The 21,785-nt window shown below is 58.9% G+C and carries 6 protein-coding genes and 3 rRNA genes (1 of these 9 running past the window's edge); 3 read left to right on the plus strand and 6 right to left on the minus strand.

What is annotated here, in order from left to right:
* Positions 1-458: 458 nt before the first annotated feature.
* Complete coding sequence (locus ACYZUC_RS07845) at positions 459-11,291, minus strand: peroxidase family protein (protein WP_461994838.1); 10,833 nt, start codon at positions 11,289-11,291, stop codon at positions 459-461.
* A gap of 684 nt (positions 11,292-11,975) precedes the next feature.
* Here ACYZUC_RS07845 and ACYZUC_RS07850 point away from each other — a divergent pair.
* The 3 genes from ACYZUC_RS07850 to ACYZUC_RS07860 are packed head-to-tail and all read left to right on the plus strand — an operon-like array spanning position 11,976 to position 16,389.
* Complete coding sequence (locus ACYZUC_RS07850) at positions 11,976-13,712, plus strand: type I secretion system permease/ATPase (RefSeq protein ID WP_461994840.1); 1,737 nt, start codon at positions 11,976-11,978, stop codon at positions 13,710-13,712.
* A gap of 6 nt (positions 13,713-13,718) precedes the next feature.
* On the plus strand, positions 13,719-15,059 hold the full coding sequence (locus ACYZUC_RS07855; protein ID WP_461994842.1) for an HlyD family type I secretion periplasmic adaptor subunit: 1,341 nt from the start codon (positions 13,719-13,721) through the stop codon (positions 15,057-15,059).
* A gap of 1 nt (position 15,060) precedes the next feature.
* The gene (locus tag ACYZUC_RS07860; RefSeq protein WP_461994843.1) at positions 15,061-16,389 is read left to right on the plus strand and encodes a TolC family outer membrane protein; all 1,329 of its coding nucleotides are present in this window, start codon (positions 15,061-15,063) and stop codon (positions 16,387-16,389) included.
* Between the two features lie 39 nt (positions 16,390-16,428).
* On the opposite strand, the gene ACYZUC_RS07865 is transcribed toward ACYZUC_RS07860, so the two are convergent.
* The 5 genes from ACYZUC_RS07865 to ACYZUC_RS07885 form a co-directional block, all read right to left on the minus strand.
* Complete coding sequence (locus ACYZUC_RS07865; RefSeq protein WP_461994845.1) at positions 16,429-17,355, minus strand: Gfo/Idh/MocA family protein; 927 nt, start codon at positions 17,353-17,355, stop codon at positions 16,429-16,431.
* 106 nt (positions 17,356-17,461) lie between these two features.
* Positions 17,462-18,058 carry an eCIS core domain-containing protein gene (locus ACYZUC_RS07870; RefSeq protein ID WP_461994848.1) on the minus strand — a complete coding sequence of 199 codons (597 nt, stop codon included), beginning with the start codon at positions 18,056-18,058 and terminating at the stop codon, positions 17,462-17,464.
* A gap of 153 nt (positions 18,059-18,211) precedes the next feature.
* Positions 18,212-18,327, minus strand: a 5S ribosomal RNA gene (rrf, locus tag ACYZUC_RS07875).
* Positions 18,328-18,472: 145 nt separating this feature from the next.
* A 23S ribosomal RNA gene (locus tag ACYZUC_RS07880) occupies positions 18,473-21,364 on the minus strand.
* A 302-nt stretch (positions 21,365-21,666) separates the two neighbouring features.
* Positions 21,667-21,785, minus strand: a 16S ribosomal RNA gene (locus ACYZUC_RS07885) (it continues 1,418 nt past the right edge of the window).
* Together the 16S, 23S and 5S rRNA genes form the textbook arrangement of a ribosomal RNA operon.

A 21,785-nucleotide genomic window follows, 5' to 3' on the forward strand; every position in this document is an offset into this window, starting at 1 on the left:
ACAACCCTTCTGAGGAGTTACCTTCATGCGAAGTGAGCCGCTAATCCGCACGTTGGCACTCATGCTTTTCATCTTTGCCATAGGGGCATTCTGGAGTCTCTTCAGCTGGTTCAGCAGTTAAGCGTTGTTTGTGTTGCGGATCGGGTGAAGTCCCGGTTGAAGTCGGGAATACCCCCGATAGCAGAAGCGGCAAGCGAAACCAACAGGCTGCTCATCGCGCAGTTCGCTGAAATGTTCAGGCCTGGTTCCCCCACCCCCCCACTCCCCCACTCCCCATTCCCCATTCCCAGGTCATTTGTTGATTGAGTGTTTCCCACTGTCTGACAGACCGACGTGCCAGGTAGGTTCACACATTGTCAGTTGAACAAACGGCCAGGCGCTTCTCATAAAAAAAGGGAGGGCATCGCTGCCCTCCCTTCCGCTTTCCACGCTTTTTTTCAAACGTGGTGATCAGTACCTCAAGTGGCGAGAATGAAGTCCGTGGCAGTGACGGTTGTCGCATCGGCCACACCGACCAGGCGGATGGAGTCAGCACCAGCGAAGCTGACCAGGGTATCCGCACCGACATCGGCGATGGTGACGCTGCCGGCAAAGGTCGCAGCCGTGATGTTCATCGCGGAGATATCGAGGCGGTCCTGCCCTCCTCCCGCGATGGCATCGAAGCCAATGATCTGATCGACCCCGAAGCCCGCTGCGAACATGAAGATATCGTTGCCATTGCTGGCAACCATCATGTCGTTGCCGGCACCACCCGTGACCGTATCGTTGCCTGCACCGCCATCGATAAAGTCATTGCCGATACCACCCAGCAAGGTGTCGTTAGCGTCTCCACCGAGCAGCGTGTCATTGCCATCGCCGCCCTGGAGCAGATCGCTGCCGGTACCGCCATCCAGGCTGTCATCACCCAGCCCGCCGAGCAGTGTGTCGCTGCCTGCCCCGCCATTCAATGTATCCGCCCCGTCACCTCCGTCGAGGGTGTCATCGCCATTGCCGCCGTTCAGGGTATCGGTGCCAATGCCACCGAACAGTTGGTCGTTACCGGCGTCGCCATTCAGTGTGTCGTTACCACCGTTGCCGGTGAGGATGTCGTTGCCGCCGCCACCATTGAGGGTGTCGTTACCCGCCCCGGCGGTGATGACGTTGTTCAACCCGTTGCCGTTGCCGGCGAAATTGCCGACTCCGGTGTAGGTCAGGTTCTCGACATTACCGCCCAGCGTGTAGGTAGCCAACGAAGTCTGCACGGTGTCCGTACCGCCACCCCCTACCTCGACCACCACGTCTGTGGCTGCATCGACGATGTAGGTATCGTTGCCCGCGCCCCCCACCATCCGGTCAGCACCCGCACCGCCATCGAGGAGATCGTTACCCACCCCGCCAGTGATAGTGTTGGCCAGTGCGTTACCGACACCGGTGAAGTTACCGGCACCGGTATAGGTCAGGTTCTCGACGTTGGCACCGAGCTGGTAGCTCGTGAGGCTGGTTTGCACCAGATCGATACCACCACCCAGCGCCTCGGTGACAAGGTCACCGACGTTGTCGACCACAAAGGTGTCGTTGCCGGCACCGCCGTTCATGGCATCCGCGCCGAGCCCGCCGTTGAGGGTGTCATTACCGTCCTCGCCATTGAGGATGTCGTTGTCGTCTCCGCCGTTGAGGATGTCGTTGCCAGTGCCGCCAAACAGCTGGTCGATACCGGCCAGGCCATTCAACGTATCGTTCCCGCCCAGGCCAAGCAGCACATCGTTACCGGCGCCGCCGGTAAGGGTGTTCGCCTGTGCGTTACCCTGCAGCACCACGCCACTCAGTACCGCAACCGCTGCCGTTGCCGCAGAGGTCAGCGACTCCAGCGTGCCGAAGCCGTCGGTGTAGCGCACGATCACCCGCAGTTGCAGGTTGCCCTGCGCCACACCTGGGGTGAAGGTTGAGGCGGTCGCGCCGTTGATGTTGGTGAAGGAGGCACCGATACCTTGCTGCCATTGGTAGCTGAAGGTGCCCAGCCCGTCCACATCGGCAATCCCGCCCGTCAGCGCGGTCAACACCTGCCCTTGGTCCGGTGTCGTGTCGCTGATCAGCAACGCGCCTGTCGGTGCATCGTTGACGTTTGCCACCGGCCCCAGGATGTTGGACGAAACGCTTTCGGCCACACCGAAGTTATCCACGTAACCGATCACCACGCGCACTTCCTTGTCGACCTGAGCCTGACCAAGCGCGAACGTGCTACCGGTAGCGCCGGCGATATTGACGAAGCCAAGCCCGTCGTTCGCCTGCCACTGGTAGGTGAACTGCGGATTGCTGCTCAGACCATCGGCGTCGACGATGGTCGACGTGTCGGCGGTCAACAGCTGGTTCTGCACGGCAAGCCCGGTAACGGTCGCCCCGTCGGTCGGTGCACTGTTCCCGGAGGAATCGACAATCTCCAGCGTACCCTTGGCATCCTGGTACACCGCCCGGACGCGGATGTTCAGACCCGCCTCATCGGGTCCCACCCGGAAGGTGCTGCCAGTCGCCCGAGCGACCTCGCCAGCGGCGATGAAGGTGATGTCTTCATAGACGCCCGTACCGGGAATGGTTTCGACCTGCCAGTAGTAAGCTACCCCACCGGTTACCGCGCCGGTCGGATTGGTCGCACTCTGGTTGTCTGCGTCGTGTACCGCCGAACCACTGACGCGCAACAACTGGCCGGCGACAGGCGTATCTTCACGCACACCGGTACCCGCATCGAGGATTGCCAGATGACCCGATGGGTCGCTGTTTTGCGCGGTGCCGACTCCGGACGATACCGCAACGTCAGCAAACTGCAGACGCTCTATGCCCGTCAGGCGATCGACGCCATCACGCCCAGCCACCGAGTCGGTCACAATGACCGTGTTGCCATCGATCTCGATACCGTATTCCCCCAAATTGCCGGAGAACAACGCCGTATCGAAGCTGTTATCGCCGTTCAGAATTTCCCGAACGATGACCAACTGGCCTGGGTTGTAAGTACCGTTGAGCATCAGCGGCACCATCGGCTCCATGCTGTCGAACGTGGCGATTTCCGGGCCAGTGCCGTCAGCGTTCGCCCGTACGCTGATGCGTACGTTCAGCCACTTGTCACCATCGAGGATGTCGTCACCGCCGCGACCTTCAATCAGGTCGCTGCCGCTACCGCCGAGGATGATGTTGCCACCATCGAAGAACGTCGCTCCCGCAGGTAGCAGAGCAGCCAGGCCATTGATCAGGTCGATGTGGGTCAGCACACTGCCGGTTGCACCCGCAGTGGGCAGTGATGTGGCGTCTTCGTTATCACCGCGCAGGAAGTCACCGTGCGACGAACCCGACAGACCTTCCATGATGTCGAAACGCACCAGTGCCGAAGCACCCGAACCCGGTACTGGCGGAACATCGAAGAAACGGTCCGTGTAATCGATGGTCACGCCTTGGGCGAGCCCCTTGAAGGTTGCCCAGTCGTAGCCGGAGCCGCCGATGTAGCGGTCACCCATACCGAGACTGCCGACCATGATGTCATCGCCGCCTTCGCCGTTGAACTTATCGTTCTCGTTACCGCCGATGAACACGTCGTGGCCGATGATAGGGTCGTTACCAAGCGGGTCGAAGTTGTCGCCAGGTGCACCGTCCGAAGTGCCCTTCTCGATCCAGTCGTCGCCTTCGTTACCCATGTCCTGTTCGTTGGCCTTGCTGCCCAGGATGAAGTCATTACCCTGGCCACCAATGGCTTCGGAAGCATCCTCACCGGTCACGATGAAGTCATTGCCGAACCCGCCGATGATCAGGTTGACGCCATTACCTCCGTGCAGCACGTCGTTGCCGTCGCCACCCTGGATGTTATCGTCACCGCCGAGGTCGGTGATGATGTCGTCGCCGGTGCCACCGCGCAGTTGGTCGTTGCCGTTACCACCTTCAATGCGATCATTGCCCGCATCGCCCCAGACCGTGTCATCACCACCACCCGCGATGAGAATGTCTGCACCATTGGTGCCGCCCATCACGATGTGCTCATCACCGGTGTATTTGACGTAGTTGGCGTCCGGCCCCGCGGTCAGCGGATTGTCGCGGAACACCACCTTCTCGCCGTTTTCGCCAAGCGGATCGGCGTTGCCCAGGCCATCGTTGTACTGCTTGCTCTGGTCCCTTTCCAGATAGAACGCAGGGTCCGAGAACACCAGGCCCGGCAAGTGCGTGGCCGAGGTGTTGGCCATGATCAGCTTGGCGAACGAGTTGCTTTCAAGCTCGGCATTCATCGACAGGCCAGCGGTACGTTCCAGGTAGTAGAAGCGGTCGCCGTCCTGCAGTTTTTCCAGCTGGTTCTCGAACACGAAGTTGAAGGTCGAGCCGAGCATGCCGCCGAACGGCGTTTTCGCTTCAGCCAGGCCGCCGATCCACAGGTCGATGGCATCGACCCCCGTGATAGTCACACCCTTCAGGTCGTCGGCAGTTCCCAGCACTCCATCCTTGCCGGCCCGCGTTACGTTGGTCCAGTCACCGGTACCGTTGAGGAAGTCCAGGCGATCAATCGGTGCCCCCGCGCCACCGAATACCAGCGCCATGGCTGCATCGCGCTTGCCTTCCATCGTGGTCGCCGCGGTGATCGTTCCATGCGTGCCATAAGCCGCGATGAAGTTGATCAACGACTCCGGATGCTTGAGGTGCTGCACCAGATCGACCCAGCTGGTGTACGGTTTGAGGATGGCATCACCCGTCTGGCTGTAGATTTCGCGGCGCACCGCGTTGAACGAGGGAATGCCCACGTCGCGCCCACGGGCAATATTGAGCGCCGGCAGGTCAAGTGGCAGGCCTAGCAGGTTGTTACGCAGCGCCTCGGTGACGAACTCGTCGATTTCGTTACCGGCTTGCCGAGTCACCCCCCGCACGATCGCACTGGTCGCCTCCTCTGGCGTCACACCGCTGGCGGCGTACGCCAATGGGTTGAGGAACGCCGCGATCAAGCCCATTTGCTGATCGGGATCAGCACTGTTGGGATCGCCCACCACGTTGAAATCAACGTCGAAGCGATCGACAGTCTCGGTCAGCATCGAGTGGCCAAACCGGTACACGGTGTGGGCGAACTCGGCGACGATCGAGGCATCGAGGTCCACGTCATAGACCTGGGTCGGTGCGAAAAACAGATCGACGTTAGGCTGGATGGTCCGGGCAAATTCCTCGAACACCAGATGCTGATACTGCATCTCGGTGCCGAACTTGGCCGCTTGGAACAAGCGCTCGCCATTCCACACCAGCGCATCGATCTCCGCCTGATTGACCGGCAACGCGCTCACTGGATTGAGCAGCCACTCGTTCAGGAAAGCCACGTCACCCGAATCGAGCACGGTGTCTTTGGTTTGCGCAACCAGCCGGTTGTGCTCGGAGTGGAAGATCGCATGCACCGCCGTCAGGCCGATGTTTTCGTTGACCCGACCGTCGCCAGCGATGTAGTGCGCATCCAGCAACTCGTTGTCGTAAGCCAGGTTGGCCCCGGTCTGCGGATTGACCGGCACGGCGTTGCCAATCTCGGTACCCACGTCAGGCGCAAGCACGCCACCGATGAACACCGGCGCGGCATTGTGGGCAATGTCGACGAGGAACTGGTGACCGGTACGCACAGCATTGGTCAGGCTAATCGGGGAAAGCGGATTGCCTTCGACAAGCACGTCATCCGCCGTGCCGCCAAGACCGTCAGCGCCTTTCATCACGACCATCGGGAAGCCGTTCGGCCCCTTGATGAAATTGCCATAGGCATCGGTCGCCAACAGCGGGGCGTTATCGACGTCGGCATCGGTCAGGTGGATACCCAGAATGTCGTTGGCTTGCGCCTTGACCACTTTCCAGGTGGCCATGCCACCGATTTCGCTGTCGTCTGAGGTACCGTACTTGCCATCCGTCCCAAGGTCACGGTTGGTGATCAGCCGGCCCGTAGCGATGGGTCCGTCATCGGTCAGCAAATACCCGCGCAGGAACACCTGATGCGATGGGTGCGAGCTGTAGGTCTGGTTTTGATCCACGAACGGCGTGGTGGTGTTGGAGTGCTCATGGATGTCGTCGGCCGTGCCGAGAATACCATCCGCACCTGGCTGGTTGGTCGCGCGGGTCAGCACCATGAAGTTAGCGTTGCCGCCTGGTACATACAGCGGATCATCCGGTTGCAGCGGGATGAAAACGGTCCCCGACCCGCCTTTGGTGACCAGGTCCAGACCATGATCGAAGAACTGCCCGAAGAAGGTCATCCACGAGTTGAACGGCGCGGACAACCCTGCATCCGGCGCGGTGTTCTCAAACATGTACACGTCTTTATCATCGGCCGTACCGAACTGGCCGTCCATGCCCGGACTGGTGACTATCCGCACCCCATCCTTGAGGACGTCGTCGTTACCCGCCGTGCCGAAGTTGAGCACACCGTCCGCACCCGGGTCGTAAGCCGTGGCGTAGGCCGCAGGGTTGTGCGACGTCTGGTCCACGATCAGATTACTGATCGTGCGCGGCTGCGAGTCAAACACATTGCCGCTGGTCTGCTGATACGACGATCCTGGGATGGCCGGTGAACCGGGGCCAAAGAACCCGGCAGGAGCACCTTCCGCCGGATTGAAGACCGGATCGGTCAAACGCGGGAAGGTGTTATCCGCAGCACCAAACTCGGTGTTATTGATGCCGTTGAGGTTCATCAGGTTGTTGTTCGAGCCATCGACCGCACGCAGGCCCAGTGGCGCGCGGATGTTCGGGATCAGCGAAAGGATGTCCTGACCATGCGCGTCAGCCTCGGCAATCTTGATCTGATCAAGGATGAAGTTGAGGTCGGAGCGGACCATATTAAGGCCCGGGCCACCCTCGGTGGCATTGACTACCGGTGTCGGTGCCGTCGGCACGACCGGTGCGCCGGGAACCACCACGGCGGTTGGTTGCGAGAACACCACTTCTGTCGTGCCATGGCCATCCTGGTAGATCGCCTTGACCCGCAGTGACAGCCCGGCAAGATCCGGAGAGACCTTGAAGGAAGTGCCATCGGCACTCTGGAACGCCAGGTCACCCGCAGGCAACAGGATGATGTCTTCGAACACACCGGTGCCGGGGTTGGCTTCGAACTGCCAATAGTAGGAAACCGAAGTGTTGTTGACGAGACCCTGCAGGTTACCCACGGTGATGTTGTTGGCATCGCGCACCCCGGCCATGCTCACGGTCAGTGTGTCGCCCACTGTAATGTCGCCGCCGTTGCCATCCGTGACAGTCGGCCTGCCCGTCGGTTGTGCGTTCTGCCCCGGTACCAGCACCCGCTGGGTGTCGGCGAATTGCAGACGCTCGATATGCAGCAGGGTATCGGTGCCGTCGCGACCCGCAACGGTATCCGCAACCGTCCAGACATCGTCCGCCAGGCTGGCCGTGCCACGGGTGTCCTGGGTCACCGTGTACTCGGACTGAAGCCCGGAGAAAATCGCGGTGTCGAACGCCGCCCCGCCCGTCGAGGTGCCGGGCAGGATTTCCCGCACGGCCTTGAGCTGGCCAGGGTTATACGTGCGGTCCAGCATGAACGGAATCATGTCGACCATGCTGTCGAAGCTGGCGATCTCGGGGCCGGTATGGTTGACATCGCCAGGGGCATAAACTGCAATTCTGACGTTGATCCATTTGTCGCCATCGATCAGATCATCGCCACCGCGACCCTCGATCAAGTCACTGCCATTGCCACCGAGGATGATGTTGCCCGTGGCAAAGCCAGTGGTCGGCAAGCCGGCATCGGACAGGAACTGCTCCAGTCCACGGATCAACGCCACGTTGGTCAGCGCACTGCCTGTGGCACCACCGTGGTTGACGATAGTGACCGCATCAACATCATCGCCTTTGAGTATGTCGCCGAACTTCGAACCGGACAGGCCTTCCACTTCTGCGAAGCGGTCAAGAATCGAGGCCGGCGAAGCGCCCACCGGATTGAACACCCCGGTGTTCTGGTTTGGCGCGTTGCCATGTGGCTGCGCCAGCGCGGCCAGGGACAGGTCGACGGTCACGCCGACCTGGTCATTTTTGTAGGTCACCCAGTCGAACCCGGACATGCCGTCCATCTTGTCCTGGGCATCGCTGCCGACAAAGATGTCATCGCCACCCTCGCCGATCATTTCGTCGAAGCCACCGCCACCGACAAAGATGTCGTTGCCGACCACATCGTCAGTGAGCAACGGCGCAGCGTTATCGCCAGGCGCACCGTCCTGGGTGCCCTTCTCGATCCAGTCATCGCCTTCGTTGCCGGTCGGTGGCAGGTTGGTCTTGGCGCCGAGGATGAAGTCGTCACCCTGACCGCCGAAGGTCGTGGTGATGTCCTCGGTGGTGACGATGAAGTCCTGGCCATCGCCGCCAAGGATCAGGTTGCCCAAAACCGACATCCTGCCGGCCACGATCACATCGTTACCGGCATTGCCTTCCAGGCGGTTATCGCCGAACAAGTCGGTGATGATGTCATCGCCCGCGCCGCCCAGAACCGCATCGTTCCCGGCGCCGCCTTCGAGGACATCGTTGCCGCCGTCGCCGTAAACGGTGTCATCGCCGTCACCGGAGATGATGATGTCATTGCCGGCGGTGCCGCCGAGGACGACATGATCTTCACCGGTGTAATGCAGAAAATTACTGTCCGTGCCCACGGTGTCGGGATTGTCGCGGATCACCAGCGGCACGATTTCCACGCCGTTGATCATGATGCCGCCCGTCGGGTCGGCGCGACCGCCGGCGCCAAGGCCAGTGAACTGATTGGCCTGGGTCACTTCGAGAGTGAATGTCGGCGTCAGGAACACGGTGTTCGACAGGTGGGTGACATCGGTGTTGAGCATGATCAGCTTGGCGAAGGAGTTGTTCTCAAGCTCGGTGCCGAAGTTCAGGCCCGCCGTACGCGACAGGTAGTAGAAACGGTCGCCGTTCTGCAACGCCTCCAACTGGGTTTCAAACACGAAGTTAAACGTCGAGCCGAGCATACCGCCGAACGGCATCTTCTCTTCGGCGAGGCCGCCGACCCAGAAGTCGATGTCGTCGACGCCGGTGGTGGTGACGCCATTGATCATGGCGTAGGTGCCCGTGCTGTTAAGGAATGCCAGGCGATCCGCTTCAGTGGCGGTAAAAGTACGCTCACCGGCAGTGCCGGCGTTGATCACCGCGCTGCCGCCAAACACCAGGGCAGCAGCGACCGCACGCATCTCGACCAGCGTATCCACATCGGCCGCAGTCAATGCACCGTGAGTACCGAAGGCCGCGATGAAGTTGACCAAGGATTCGGGGTGTTTGAGGTTTTCCGCCAAGTCAGCCCAACTGATGTACGGCTTGAGTTGGCTGTCGCCGGTTGCCTGGTAAAACTCACGCCGCGCCTCATTCAATGTAGGGATGCCAGTGTCGCGACCACGCGCCAGGTTCAGGGCCGGCAAATCGAGGGGCAGACCCAGCAGATTGTTGCGCAACGCTTCGGTGACGAACTCGTCGATCTCGTTGCCGAGCTGACGGGTCACGCCGCGAATGATCGCACCTGCCGCTTCGTCCGCGGTAGCCCCGCTGCCGGCGAATGCCAGCGGATTGAGGAAGGCCGCGATCAGACCGAGCTGCGCGTCAGGGTTGTTCGGGTCAGAGAGGACCGGATTGAACTCGGGGTCGAAGCGATCGACTGTCTCGGTCAACATCGAGTGACCGAAGCGATACACCACGTGGGCGAACTCGGCGAGGATGGCCGGGTTGATCGAGGTGTCATAGCCGTTGGGGGCAAGGAACTCGTCGACCTGCGGCTGAACGGTCCGCGCAAATTCCTCGAACACCAGGTGCTGATACTGCATCTCGGTGCCGAACTTGGCAGCCTGGAACAGCCGTTCGCCATCCCACACCAATCCTGCAATTTCAGCGGGAGTAGTCGGTATTGCCGCGACGTCGTTTGCCAGCCACTCATTGAGGAACGCCAGATCGCCAGAAGCCAGGATGGTTTCCTTGGATTGCTGGACCAGGCGGTTGTGCTCGGAATGGAACACATGGTGCACAGTGGTCAGGCCGATGTTTTCATTCGCCCGGCCATCGCCGGCAATGTAGTGGGCGTCGAGCAGTTCGTTGTCGTAGGTCAGGTTGTTGCCACCCGCGCCCACTGGCTGCGCATTGCCGATATCGGTGTCACCATCCGCCTGCAAAACCCCGCCGACGAGGACCGGCGCGGCATTGTGGGCGATGTCGTCGAGGAAGCCATGCCCGGTGCTCACGGCGTTGGCCAGGCTGATCGGAGCATCCCGGTTGCCTTCGACCAGCTGCGTGATGTCATCCGCCGTACCGGCGATACCGTCAGCGCCGTTGCTGATGCGCATCACCACTTGCGGCATACCGCCCGGGCCACGGATGAAGTTGCCATAAGCGTCGGTCGCCAGCAGCGGCACGTTGTGCACATCGGCGTCGGTCAGGTTGATGCCGAGAATGTCACGGGCCTGGGCCTTTACCACTGCCCAGGTCGCCATGCCGCCATTTTCGGCGCCGCCATCATCGGCAGTGCCGAACTTGCCATCGGCGCCCAGATCGCGATTGGTAATCAAGCGCCCTGTTGCAATAGGGTCACCTGCCGCGTTGACGACGTACTCGCGCAGAAATACCTGATGCGAAGGGTGTGAGCTGTAAGTCTGGCTCTGGTCTACGAACGGCGAGGTGGTGTTGGGCTGCCCATCGTCCGTCGTGCCAAGAATTCCGTCCGCGCCGGCCGTATGTATGGCACGTGGCAGCACCATGAAGTTGGTCGGACTGCCCGGCACGAACAACGGATCGTCCGGCTGCAACGGAATAAACACGAAATCGGTAGCGCTCTTGCTGACCAGGTCGAGGCCGTGGTCGAAGAACTGGCCGAAGAAAGTCATCCACGAGTTGAAGCCCGCAGTCAGGCCGGCGTCCGCCGACTGGTTAGGGATGAAGAACACTTGCTTGTCGTCATCCGTACCGAAGACACCGTCGGGACCTGGGCTGATGACCGGGTCGGCACCGCCGTTCGCCGCTACCGCGGCCGGGTTGTTGGCGGTCTGATCAACGATCAGGTTACTGATAATCCGTGGCTGCGGGTCGATCACCGTCCCTGACGCGGAGTATGACGCCAGAAACGAGGGATCCAGCAGGCGCGGGAAAGCATTGTCCGCGGCGCCAAACTCACTTTGCCCGGTGACCAAGTTGTTGTAGCTGCCATCGACAGTGCGCAGGCCGAAAGGCACCTGACTGTTGGGTAGCAAATCACTGAGGCTGGCACCGCTGGCATGCGCTTCTGCGATGAAAATTTGTTTGAGGATGAACTCCAGGTCGGACTTGTTGAAATTGGCCATTTTGCTTGCCCTCGATCTCTTTGGTGAAGGGCACGGGACGACAAGAATCCTCCCGCGCCCAGTCAGGTGCTGGCTTGCGCAGTGTGTTGGTTCATTTTTTTGGCGAGAGCTGACACGGGAAGGCAAGCCGTTATACGGCCCCCGGTATGCGCGCCTGGAATTCGCGGAACTCGCGAAAGAATGGCTCGCTGAGCGATCAGGCAGAGCGAGCCCGGGCCCTTGGCGGGCCATGGAAACTTGAGGTCAAGGCGAACTTGCTGAACAGCCCCTTCCCTCTGCAGTAGAACGACGTGATCGACATGCTGTGCTCCTTCGGAGAACCACCGCGCTTTTCGCTGCCAAAGAGTTGACAGACTTCAGGCGGACGGTTGTCGTCAATGAGTAAGACTAAAGTTGGATAGCAAAAAATTGTCAATTTTACGACGGACAAACCGGACGACCGGTGCCAAACCTCTCAACTAGCTGTTTTTAATAGACTTATAGGAAGTTTGATGCACCATTAGAGCGAAATGTTATTTCAGATTGTTTCACCGCCACCTACGCTGCTGACTACGGGAGCAACGCAGAAATCAGCATGGGATTCGCCCGAGAGCGAACCTAAGTATCGACGGCTACCCGTGGGACTAAATCTGTTAGCTGCTGCTCCGCAAGGGCAAACGGCTTTTTGAAGAGGGGGTCAGCCAAATGCACAAGCAGTCGAACTCTCGATCCGAACTGGCCGACGCTCTCTTCCGACTTCGTCGCAGTTTTTACTCACTGGCGGGTTTCAGCGGCGTGATTAACGTCATGATGTTGACGCCAGCCGTTTACATGTTGCAGGTCTATGATCGAGCCTTGGTCAGTCGCAACGTCACAACGTTGACGATGTTGACCATCCTGGTGATAGGCCTGTTCTTGCTGATGTCCACGCTCGAAATGTTCCGCACCCGCGTACTGATCCGGGTCGGCAACTGCCTCGACATGGACCTCAATCGACGCATTTTCACCGCCGCATTCGAGCGCAACCTGAACCGCGCCGGAGGCAATCCGGCCCAGGCCCTGCAGGATCTCGCGCAGGTGCGTCAATTTCTCACCGGCAATAGCCTGTTCGCGTTCTTTGATGCGCCATGGACACCGATCTACCTGCTGGTCGCCTACCTGATCCACCCGCTGCTCGGACTGGTCACGCTCATTGGCTCGCTGATTCTGATGGGCCTGGCTTACCTCACCGAGAAGGCGACGCAAAAGCCGCTGGCCGAAGCCAATCAGGCCGCCCTCTCCTCCGCCACCTACGCCAACAACAACCTGCGCAACGCCGAGGTCATCGAGGCCATGGGCATGTTGCCGTCAATCGGCAAGCGCTGGTACCAAAGCCATTTGCGCATTCTGGAAATGCAGACCCTGGCCTCAGACCGTGCGGCCCTGATCAGCAGCACCGGGCGCTTCGTGCGTATCACCTTGCAATCGCTGATCCTCGGTGCCGGTGCGCTGCTGGCGATCGAAGGCAAGATCACCCCCGGGATGATGATTGCCTGCTCGATCCTTACCGGCCGCGCGCTGGGCCCGGTGGAACAAGTCATCGCGTCGTGGAAGCAACTGCTTGGCTGCCGTTCGGCCTGGGGCCGGTTGAATGAAATGCTCAACGACTATCCGCGCCGGCCACCGAGCATGTCGCTGCAACGGCCGCTGGGCATGCTGGCGGTGGAGAATGTGTACGCCGGCTCCCCCGGCACCAACAACACGATTCTGCGCGGGGTGAGCTTCAACCTTTCCCCCGGCGAAAGCCTTGGCATTATCGGCCCATCCGCCTCGGGCAAATCCACCCTCGCCCGCCTGCTGGTCGGCGTCTGGCCGGCACAGGCCGGCAAGGTACGCCTCGACGGCGCGGACATATTCACCTGGAACAAGGGCGAACTTGGCCCCTGGCTCGGCTACCTGCCACAGGATGTGGAGCTGTTCGAAGGCACCATCGCCGACAACATTGCGCGCTTTGGCGAAGTGGACAGCGACGCGGTCATCCGCGCCGCCAGAACGACGGGCGTGCACGAGATGATCCTGCGTTTTGCGCAAGGTTATGAGACCCGCCTGGGCACCGATGGCAGCCCGCTTTCCGGTGGCCAGAAGCAACGCATCGCCTTGGCCCGCGCGCTGTATGGAGACCCCAATCTGATTGTGCTCGATGAGCCGAACGCCAACCTCGACGACGTCGGTGAAAAGGCGCTGGTCGATGCGCTGGCCCAACTCAAAGACCGTGGCGCCACCGTCATTCTGATTTCCCACCGTCCCAATGTGCTCTGCGCCGTCGACAAGGTGTTGATGCTGCGTGATGGCGGCGTGCAGATGCTCGGCACCCGCGACGAAGTATTCGCAGCGCTGCGCAAGGCCAGTGTGATGCCTGCAGGCGCGTCGACTCCGCTGGCCTCCGTCAAAACGCGGGAGTGACCGATCATGCAAATGAGCCAACACACCGAGATGATTCACGTCGATCCCAGGAACGATGTAGATCTGGACGTCGCCAAACCTGTGCGCAGGGGCCTGTGGCTGGTACTCGCCGGCTTCGGCGGCTTCCTCCTGTGGTCGTGGCTGGCACCGCTGGATGCCGGCGTGGTAGCGACAGGCACGGTAAAAGTCACCAGTAATCGCAAAGCCGTGCAGCACCTGAGCGGCGGCACCGTGGAGGCCATTCTTGTCCGCGAAGGCGATTCCGTGAAAAAAGGCCAGGAGGTGGTCCGCCTCGATTCGCTGCGCGCCCTTTCCGAACAGGGTGCGGTCAGCGCTCAGTACATCGTCAGCAAGACCGTGGAAAACCGCCTGGAGGCGGAACGTGACGACCGCGACGTAGTGAACTTCGATCCCGAATTGTTCCAGCGCTTCGGGAATGACCACCGCCTGCTGGCTGCCATGGATCTGCAACAACGCCTGCTGGACACGCGGCGCGCCGGCCTCGCTGGCGAAATCAGCATCCTGCAGGAAAACCTCGCAGCGTCGGCGGTGCAGCTCAAGGGCCTGCAACAGGTCTATGGCGCCCGCGCCTCGCAGATCAACTTCCTCAACCAGGAACTGAAAGGCACCCGCGTGCTGGCGGCCGAAGGCTATGTGCCGCGCAACCGCCTGCTGGAGCTGGAACGCAGCAATGCCGACCTCTCCGCCGGCCAGGCCGAGAACCTCAACAACATCGCTCGCGTGCGCAGCCAGACCACCGAAATCAAGCTGCGCATCCTGCAGCGCCAGCACGATTACCTGAAGGAAGTCGAATCGCAGCTCACCGACACAGCCAAGGAAAACACCACCCTGGCCGACCGCTTGCGTGCGCTGGACTATGAAGTGACCCACACGGTGATTCGATCGCCCATCGATGGCATGGTCCAGTCCCTGAGCATTGCGACTGTCGGCGGGATCATCCAGCCCGGCTTCAAGATCATGGAAATCGTTCCGGACAACGAGCCGCTGCAGGTCGACGCGATGATTCCCGTGCAGGCCATCGACAAGATGGTCCCCGGCCTGGCCGTGGACATTGCCTTCCCGGCCTTCAACCATGCCCAGACGCCCAACATCCCCGGCCGCGTGAAGACGATTTCCGCCGACCGCCTGATGGACGAGGAAAGCAAGCAACCGTTCTATCTGGCTCAGGTAGAAGTCACGCCCGATGGCATGAACCTGCTTGGCAGCAATCACATTCGTCCCGGCATGCCCGCCAGCGTCACCATCAAAACTGGCGAGCGCAACATGATGAGCTATCTTCTGAAACCAATGCTCGATCGTGTTGACAGCTCTTTCAAGGAACAATGAAATGGACCGTCATTGCCTGTTCGCCTGCCTGATATCGCTGTCTCTGCCTGCCAGCGCCATTGACCTCAAACAAGCGTGGGATCTGTTGCAGTACCAAGGCCCCATCTATCGCGCCGCCGTGCATGAAAAGGAGGCCGGCCTGGAAAACCGCGCCATCGGCCAGGCCGGTCTGCTGCCGCAGATCAGTGCCTCGGCCTACGACAACAAGGTCAATGGCACCCAGCGCCAGAGCGGCATCGACAGGGATCTCGACTACGACTCCAAGGGCGCCAACGTGCGTTTGCGTCAGCCGCTGTTCAACAAACAGAAAATGGCCGAGTACCGCCAGGGTAAACAGCGTGCCGACTACAGCGTCGCGGTGTTCGATGCCAAGAGCCAGGACGCCGCGGTGCGCCTCGCCGAAAGCTATTTCGACGTGCTGTTGGCCAGCGAAACCATCGTCCTCGCCAAGTCCAAGCTGAACGCCTTCGAGGAGCAACTCGCTTCGGCGAAACGGCGCATGGAGCTGGGGGCCGGCACCGTCACCGACATCGACGAGTCGGTCGCTCGCCGCGACCTCGCCGATGCCGAGCTGATCGAAGCGCAGGACAACATGATCAATGCGCGCCGCAAGCTTGAGGAGTACATCGGAGAAACCCCCGATTCGCTGACCACTTTGCGTCCGACTTTCGATACGCCACCGCTGCTGCCCAGCAACCTGCAGGACTGGTTGGTCAAGGCTCAGACCGACAGTCCGCTGATCCATGCGCGCCGTCATAGCAGCGACCTTGCTGAAGAAGAAGTGAAGCGCGTCAAGGCGGGCCACTGGCCGACACTGGATTTCGTTGCCGGCTACACCGCAGGCGAGAGCCAATCCATCTCCGAGCTGAATCAACGCAACCGTTACGGCTCAATCGGGCTGGAAGTCAATTTCCCGCTGTACAACGGTGGCGGCACGAGCGCGCTGGCACGCCAGGCCAGTTCCAATAGTTCCAAGGCCCTGGACGAACTCGACGCCACGCGACAGGAAGTCATCTCCGGCACCACCCGCGAATATGCCGGCGTACAGAGCGGCGCCAAACGTATTCACGCCCTGGAGCGGGCCGTAGAGTCCAACGAACGTTCACTGATGTCGACACGCAAGGGTTTCAAGGAAGGAGGCACCAGCACCAACTCGGACGTCCTCAATGCCGAAGAGCTGCTCTTCGTTGCGCGCCACGACCTGTTCGAAGCGAAGCTGCGCTACTTGATGTCACGTCTGCGCCTGGCCTCTTCGGTGGGCAGCCTGGGCGACGACGACATCGACCACATCAACGACTACCTCGGCCCGGAGCTGTTGGTCACCAATTGAATTGGCGCTCAGATGAACAGCGTCATTCCTGAGCCGTCGCTAATCGTAGAACGGCTCAACCAACGTCCGACTGCCGACAAAAAAGCTGTCTGCAACCAGTCGCAGCGGCTGGAGATCCAGATCACTGGCCTTGTCGCCAATCAGCTGTTGAAAATGTCGATACACCGCCGCGTACTCGCCCTCCTCCGATACGGCCTGGCGCACGCCGTCGATACTCAACAGTGCACCGCCGTTGTCCAGTCGCAGGATGCCTTCGGCGCAGCGAATCTCGATGCTCCAGAGCTCATCATGGCCGTGGTCGAAATCGAACTCCGCACGGACATCGAGGTGGCGCGCGTCGGACATTTTGATGGACGCGGCGATAGGCGACTGGCAGTTGTCAGGGACGCGCAGCTCGGCGGACTCGACAAACAGCGACAGTGGCAGCAGATGAGTTGCAATCGACAAGGCATTGATGCCGGGATCGAAGACGCCCAGGCCGCCGGGTTGCCAGATCCATGTCTGGCCGGGGTGCCACTTGCGCACGTCTTCCTTCCAGTCGATCTGTACGCTTTGCAGGGTGCGGGTGGCCAACCAGTCACGAGCCGCTTCAATGCCGGGCGCGTAGCGTGAATGCCAGGCGAACAGACCGCTGACGCCTTGCTCTGCAACCTGATGCACCAACGCCATCGCTTCGCCCAACGTGGCGCACGGAGGTTTTTCGACCAGTACGTGTTTGCCTGCAGCCAGCGCTTGTTGCACCAGCGCGAAACGTCCTTGCGGCGGTGTGCAAAACGCAATCGCATCCACAGGCGGGCCGTTTTCGAGCAGCTCTCCCAGGGACTGAAAGTTCTCTACCCCGGCACAGGGTTTCCCTTGCGTTGCGACAGCGACCAGCTGGAACGCGGGGTTGGCGTTGATCGCTGGAACGTGTTGATCCTGGGCAATCTTGCCGTAGCCCACCAGACCGAGACGGATCGGTTGCATTCATGACTCCTGTTTTTTTCTTGTCTTGGGAAGCGAATCGACAAGACTACGTTTGTACAGCGGGGAAGTCATTGATGACGTGCTGACGCCTCATGAACGCTACCTTTCAGTCAGCCCCTCCCCGCACAAACCGCCTGACCTCGGCTTGTATGGCATAAGCCGGCGCCTCCACCGCATTGAAATCCTGTGTATACCGCTGGGTAAATCCATCAACTCCCCACTCCTGAAACTGCTGCACATGCTTGAGTTCGTGAGCCCAGAGCGCGACATCCTGTTCTGCGTCTTGAGCGTCCCGGAAGAGAATGATGTCGATCAGCGTCACGGCTCCGACATCGGGGTTTTGCAGCATGGCAGTGGCGGCACTGAACTGACCGTTGTCGCTGACTTTATAGCCCGCGGCATCGAGGACACCGGGGGCGTACCAACGCAGCAGTTGCTCGCGGATGTGCGGTGGGATGGGCTGGATGCTGGTGTTGACTACTTCAGCGTGGGCCTGGGTCAGCCACAGCGCCAAGGCAGGTGCAGCGAGCTGGTAGACACCATCAGGCACGGGGCCGAGCACCTGTCCCAGGTCTGGCAGGCAGATGCAGCCATCCAGGCAAACTTGTTTCTCGCCAGCTGGGCAGGCGCCGGGCTGGGCTGGCACTTCAAGCGTCAGACAAAGAACAAACAGCGCCACCAGGCGCGTGATGATGGGCGGCATTGTGACCTCCAGGGACGGAAGCAGCGCGAACAGTGGGCCATAATTGATCGACAACCTGCAAAGCTTTTGCGTATCCCTAAATTTCTTTACGCCACTTTCCTGCGGACAAAACAAAACCCCAACTGCTTTCGCAATTGGGGTTTCGGAATTTAATCTTGACGATGACCTACTCTCACATGGGGAAACCCCACACTACCATCGGCGATGCATCGTTTCACTGCTGAGTTCGGGATGGGATCAGGTGGTTCCAATGCTCTATGGTCGTCAAGAAATTCTTGAGCTGACGCGTCTTGCGACGTTCCAGCGAATTGGGTATGCGATAGTTTGTGTGTTGCTCTCGAACTTTCGGTTCATTGCGTCTTCACACACCGCAATCTGATGCTCTTTCGAGTAGTCAAATTGCTTGGGTGTTATATGGTCAAGCCTCACGGGCAATTAGTATTGGTTAGCTCAACGCCTCACAGCGCTTACACACCCAACCTATCAACGTCGTAGTCTTCGACGGCCCTTCAGGGGACTCAAGGTCCCAGTGAGATCTCATCTTGAGGCTAGTTTCCCGCTTAGATGCTTTCAGCGGTTATCTATTCCGAACATAGCTACCCGGCAATGCCACTGGCGTGACAACCGGAACACCAGAGGTTCGTCCACTCCGGTCCTCTCGTACTAGGAGCAGCCCCTCTCAAATCTCAAACGTCCACGGCAGATAGGGACCGAACTGTCTCACGACGTTCTAAACCCAGCTCGCGTACCACTTTAAATGGCGAACAGCCATACCCTTGGGACCGGCTTCAGCCCCAGGATGTGATGAGCCGACATCGAGGTGCCAAACACCGCCGTCGATATGAACTCTTGGGCGGTATCAGCCTGTTATCCCCGGAGTACCTTTTATCCGTTGAGCGATGGCCCTTCCATACAGAACCACCGGATCACTAAGACCTACTTTCGTACCTGCTCGACGTGTCTGTCTCGCAGTCAAGCGCGCTTTTGCCTTTATACTCTACGACCGATTTCCGACCGGTCTGAGCGCACCTTCGTACTCCTCCGTTACTCTTTAGGAGGAGACCGCCCCAGTCAAACTACCCACCATACACTGTCCTCGATCCGGATAACGGACCTGAGTTAGAACCTCAAAGTTGCCAGGGTGGTATTTCAAGGTTGGCTCCACGCGAACTGGCGTCCACGCTTCAAAGCCTCCCACCTATCCTACACAAGCAAATTCAAAGTCCAGTGCAAAGCTATAGTAAAGGTTCACGGGGTCTTTCCGTCTAGCCGCGGATACACTGCATCTTCACAGCGATTTCAATTTCACTGAGTCTCGGGTGGAGACAGCGCCGCCATCGTTACGCCATTCGTGCAGGTCGGAACTTACCCGACAAGGAATTTCGCTACCTTAGGACCGTTATAGTTACGGCCGCCGTTTACCGGGGCTTCGATCAAGAGCTTCGCGTTAGCTAACCCCATCAATTAACCTTCCGGCACCGGGCAGGCGTCACACCCTATACGTCCACTTTCGTGTTTGCAGAGTGCTGTGTTTTTAATAAACAGTCGCAGCGGCCTGGTATCTTCGACCGGCATGAGCTTACGGAGCAAGTCCTTCACCCTCACCGGCGCACCTTCTCCCGAAGTTACGGTGCCATTTTGCCTAGTTCCTTCACCCGAGTTCTCTCAAGCGCCTTGGTATTCTCTACCCAACCACCTGTGTCGGTTTGGGGTACGGTTCCTGGTTACCTGAAGCTTAGAAGCTTTTCTTGGAAGCATGGCATCAACCACTTCGTGTTCTAAAAGAACACTCGTCATCAGCTCTCGGCCTTAGAATCCCGGATTTACCTAAGATTCCAGCCTACCACCTTAAACTTGGACAACCAACGCCAAGCTGGCCTAGCCTTCTCCGTCCCTCCATCGCAATAACCAGAAGTACAGGAATATTAACCTGTTTTCCATCGACTACGCTTTTCAGCCTCGCCTTAGGGACCGACTAACCCTGCGTCGATTAACGTTGCGCAGGAAACCTTGGTCTTTCGGCGTGGGTGTTTTTCACACCCATTGTCGTTACTCATGTCAGCATTCGCACTTCTGATACCTCCAGCAAGCTTCTCAACTCACCTTCACAGGCTTACAGAACGCTCCTCTACCGCATCACCTAAGTGATACCCGTAGCTTCGGTGTATGGTTTGAGCCCCGTTACATCTTCCGCGCAGGCCGACTCGACTAGTGAGCTATTACGCTTTCTTTAAAGGGTGGCTGCTTCTAAGCCAACCTCCTAGCTGTCTAAGCCTTCCCACATCGTTTCCCACTTAACCATAACTTTGGGACCTTAGCTGACGGTCTGGGTTGTTTCCCTTTTCACGACGGACGTTAGCACCCGCCGTGTGTCTCCCATGCTCGGCACTTGTAGGTATTCGGAGTTTGCATCGGTTTGGTAAGTCGGGATGACCCCCTAGCCGAAACAGTGCTCTACCCCCTACAGTGATACATGAGGCGCTACCTAAATAGCTTTCGAGGAGAACCAGCTATCTCCGAGCTTGATTAGCCTTTCACTCCGATCCACAGGTCATCCGCTAACTTTTCAACGGTAGTCGGTTCGGTCCTCCAGTTAGTGTTACCCAACCTTCAACCTGCCCATGGATAGATCGCCCGGTTTCGGGTCTATTCCCAGCGACTAGACGCCCTATTAAGACTCGCTTTCGCTACGCCTCCCCTATTCGGTTAAGCTCGCCACTGAAAATAAGTCGCTGACCCATTATACAAAAGGTACGCAGTCACCCAACAAAGTGGGCTCCCACTGCTTGTACGCATACGGTTTCAGGATCTATTTCACTCCCCTCTCCGGGGTTCTTTTCGCCTTTCCCTCACGGTACTAGTTCACTATCGGTCAGTCAGTAGTATTTAGCCTTGGAGGATGGTCCCCCCATATTCAGACAAAGTTTCTCGTGCTCCGTCCTACTCGATTTCATGACTAAGAGATTTTCGCGTACAGGGCTATCACCCACTATGGCCGCACTTTCCAGAGCGTTCCGCTAATCTCAAAGCCACTTAAGGGCTAGTCCCCGTTCGCTCGCCACTACTAAGGGAATCTCGGTTGATTTCTTTTCCTCAGGGTACTTAGATGTTTCAGTTCCCCTGGTTCGCTTCTTAAGCCTATGTATTCAGCTTAAGATACCTAACTTATGTTAGGTGGGTTCCCCCATTCAGACATCTCCGGATCAAAGTCTGTTTGCCGACTCCCCGAAGCTTTTCGCAGGCTACCACGTCTTTCATCGCCTCTGACTGCCAAGGCATCCACCGTATGCGCTTCTTCACTTGACCATATAACCCCAAGCAATCTGGTTATACTGTGAAGACGACATTCGCCGAAAATTCGCGATTAAACTCACAAATTTTACCTTAGCCTGAATAAACACCAGTGAAAGTGCTATCCAGTCTATCTTTCTATCACATACCCAAATTTTTAAAGAACGATCTAGCCAAAGACTAGAAATCAATATTCGCACTGGAATATTCATTTCTAAACTCTAACAAAACAAACCACCTTAAAGGCTGGCCTCTCGTCTTCTTCAATGAATCAAGCAATTCGTGTGGGAACTTATGGAGCAGCTGATGTCGTCGATTAAGGAGGTGATCCAGCCGCAGGTTCCCCTACGGCTACCTTGTTACGACTTCACCCCAGTCATGAATCACACCGTGGTAACCGTCCTCCCGAAGGTTAGACTAGCTACTTCTGGTGCAA

The organism is Pseudomonas sp. GT1P32 (genome assembly GCF_054897805.1).

What these genes read in the sequence shown, in the direction of transcription:
- ACYZUC_RS07845 (WP_461994838.1), bottom strand. Translation starts at nt 11,291, where the DNA reads ATGGCCAATTTCAACAAGTCCGACCTGGAGTTCATCCTCAAACAAATT.
- ACYZUC_RS07850 (WP_461994840.1), top strand. Translation starts at nt 11,976, where the DNA reads ATGCACAAGCAGTCGAACTCTCGATCCGAACTGGCCGACGCTCTCTTC.
- ACYZUC_RS07855 (WP_461994842.1), top strand. Translation starts at nt 13,719, where the DNA reads ATGCAAATGAGCCAACACACCGAGATGATTCACGTCGATCCCAGGAAC.
- ACYZUC_RS07860 (WP_461994843.1), top strand. Translation starts at nt 15,061, where the DNA reads ATGGACCGTCATTGCCTGTTCGCCTGCCTGATATCGCTGTCTCTGCCT.
- ACYZUC_RS07865 (WP_461994845.1), bottom strand. Translation starts at nt 17,355, where the DNA reads ATGCAACCGATCCGTCTCGGTCTGGTGGGCTACGGCAAGATTGCCCAG.
- ACYZUC_RS07870 (WP_461994848.1), bottom strand. Translation starts at nt 18,058, where the DNA reads ATGCCGCCCATCATCACGCGCCTGGTGGCGCTGTTTGTTCTTTGTCTG.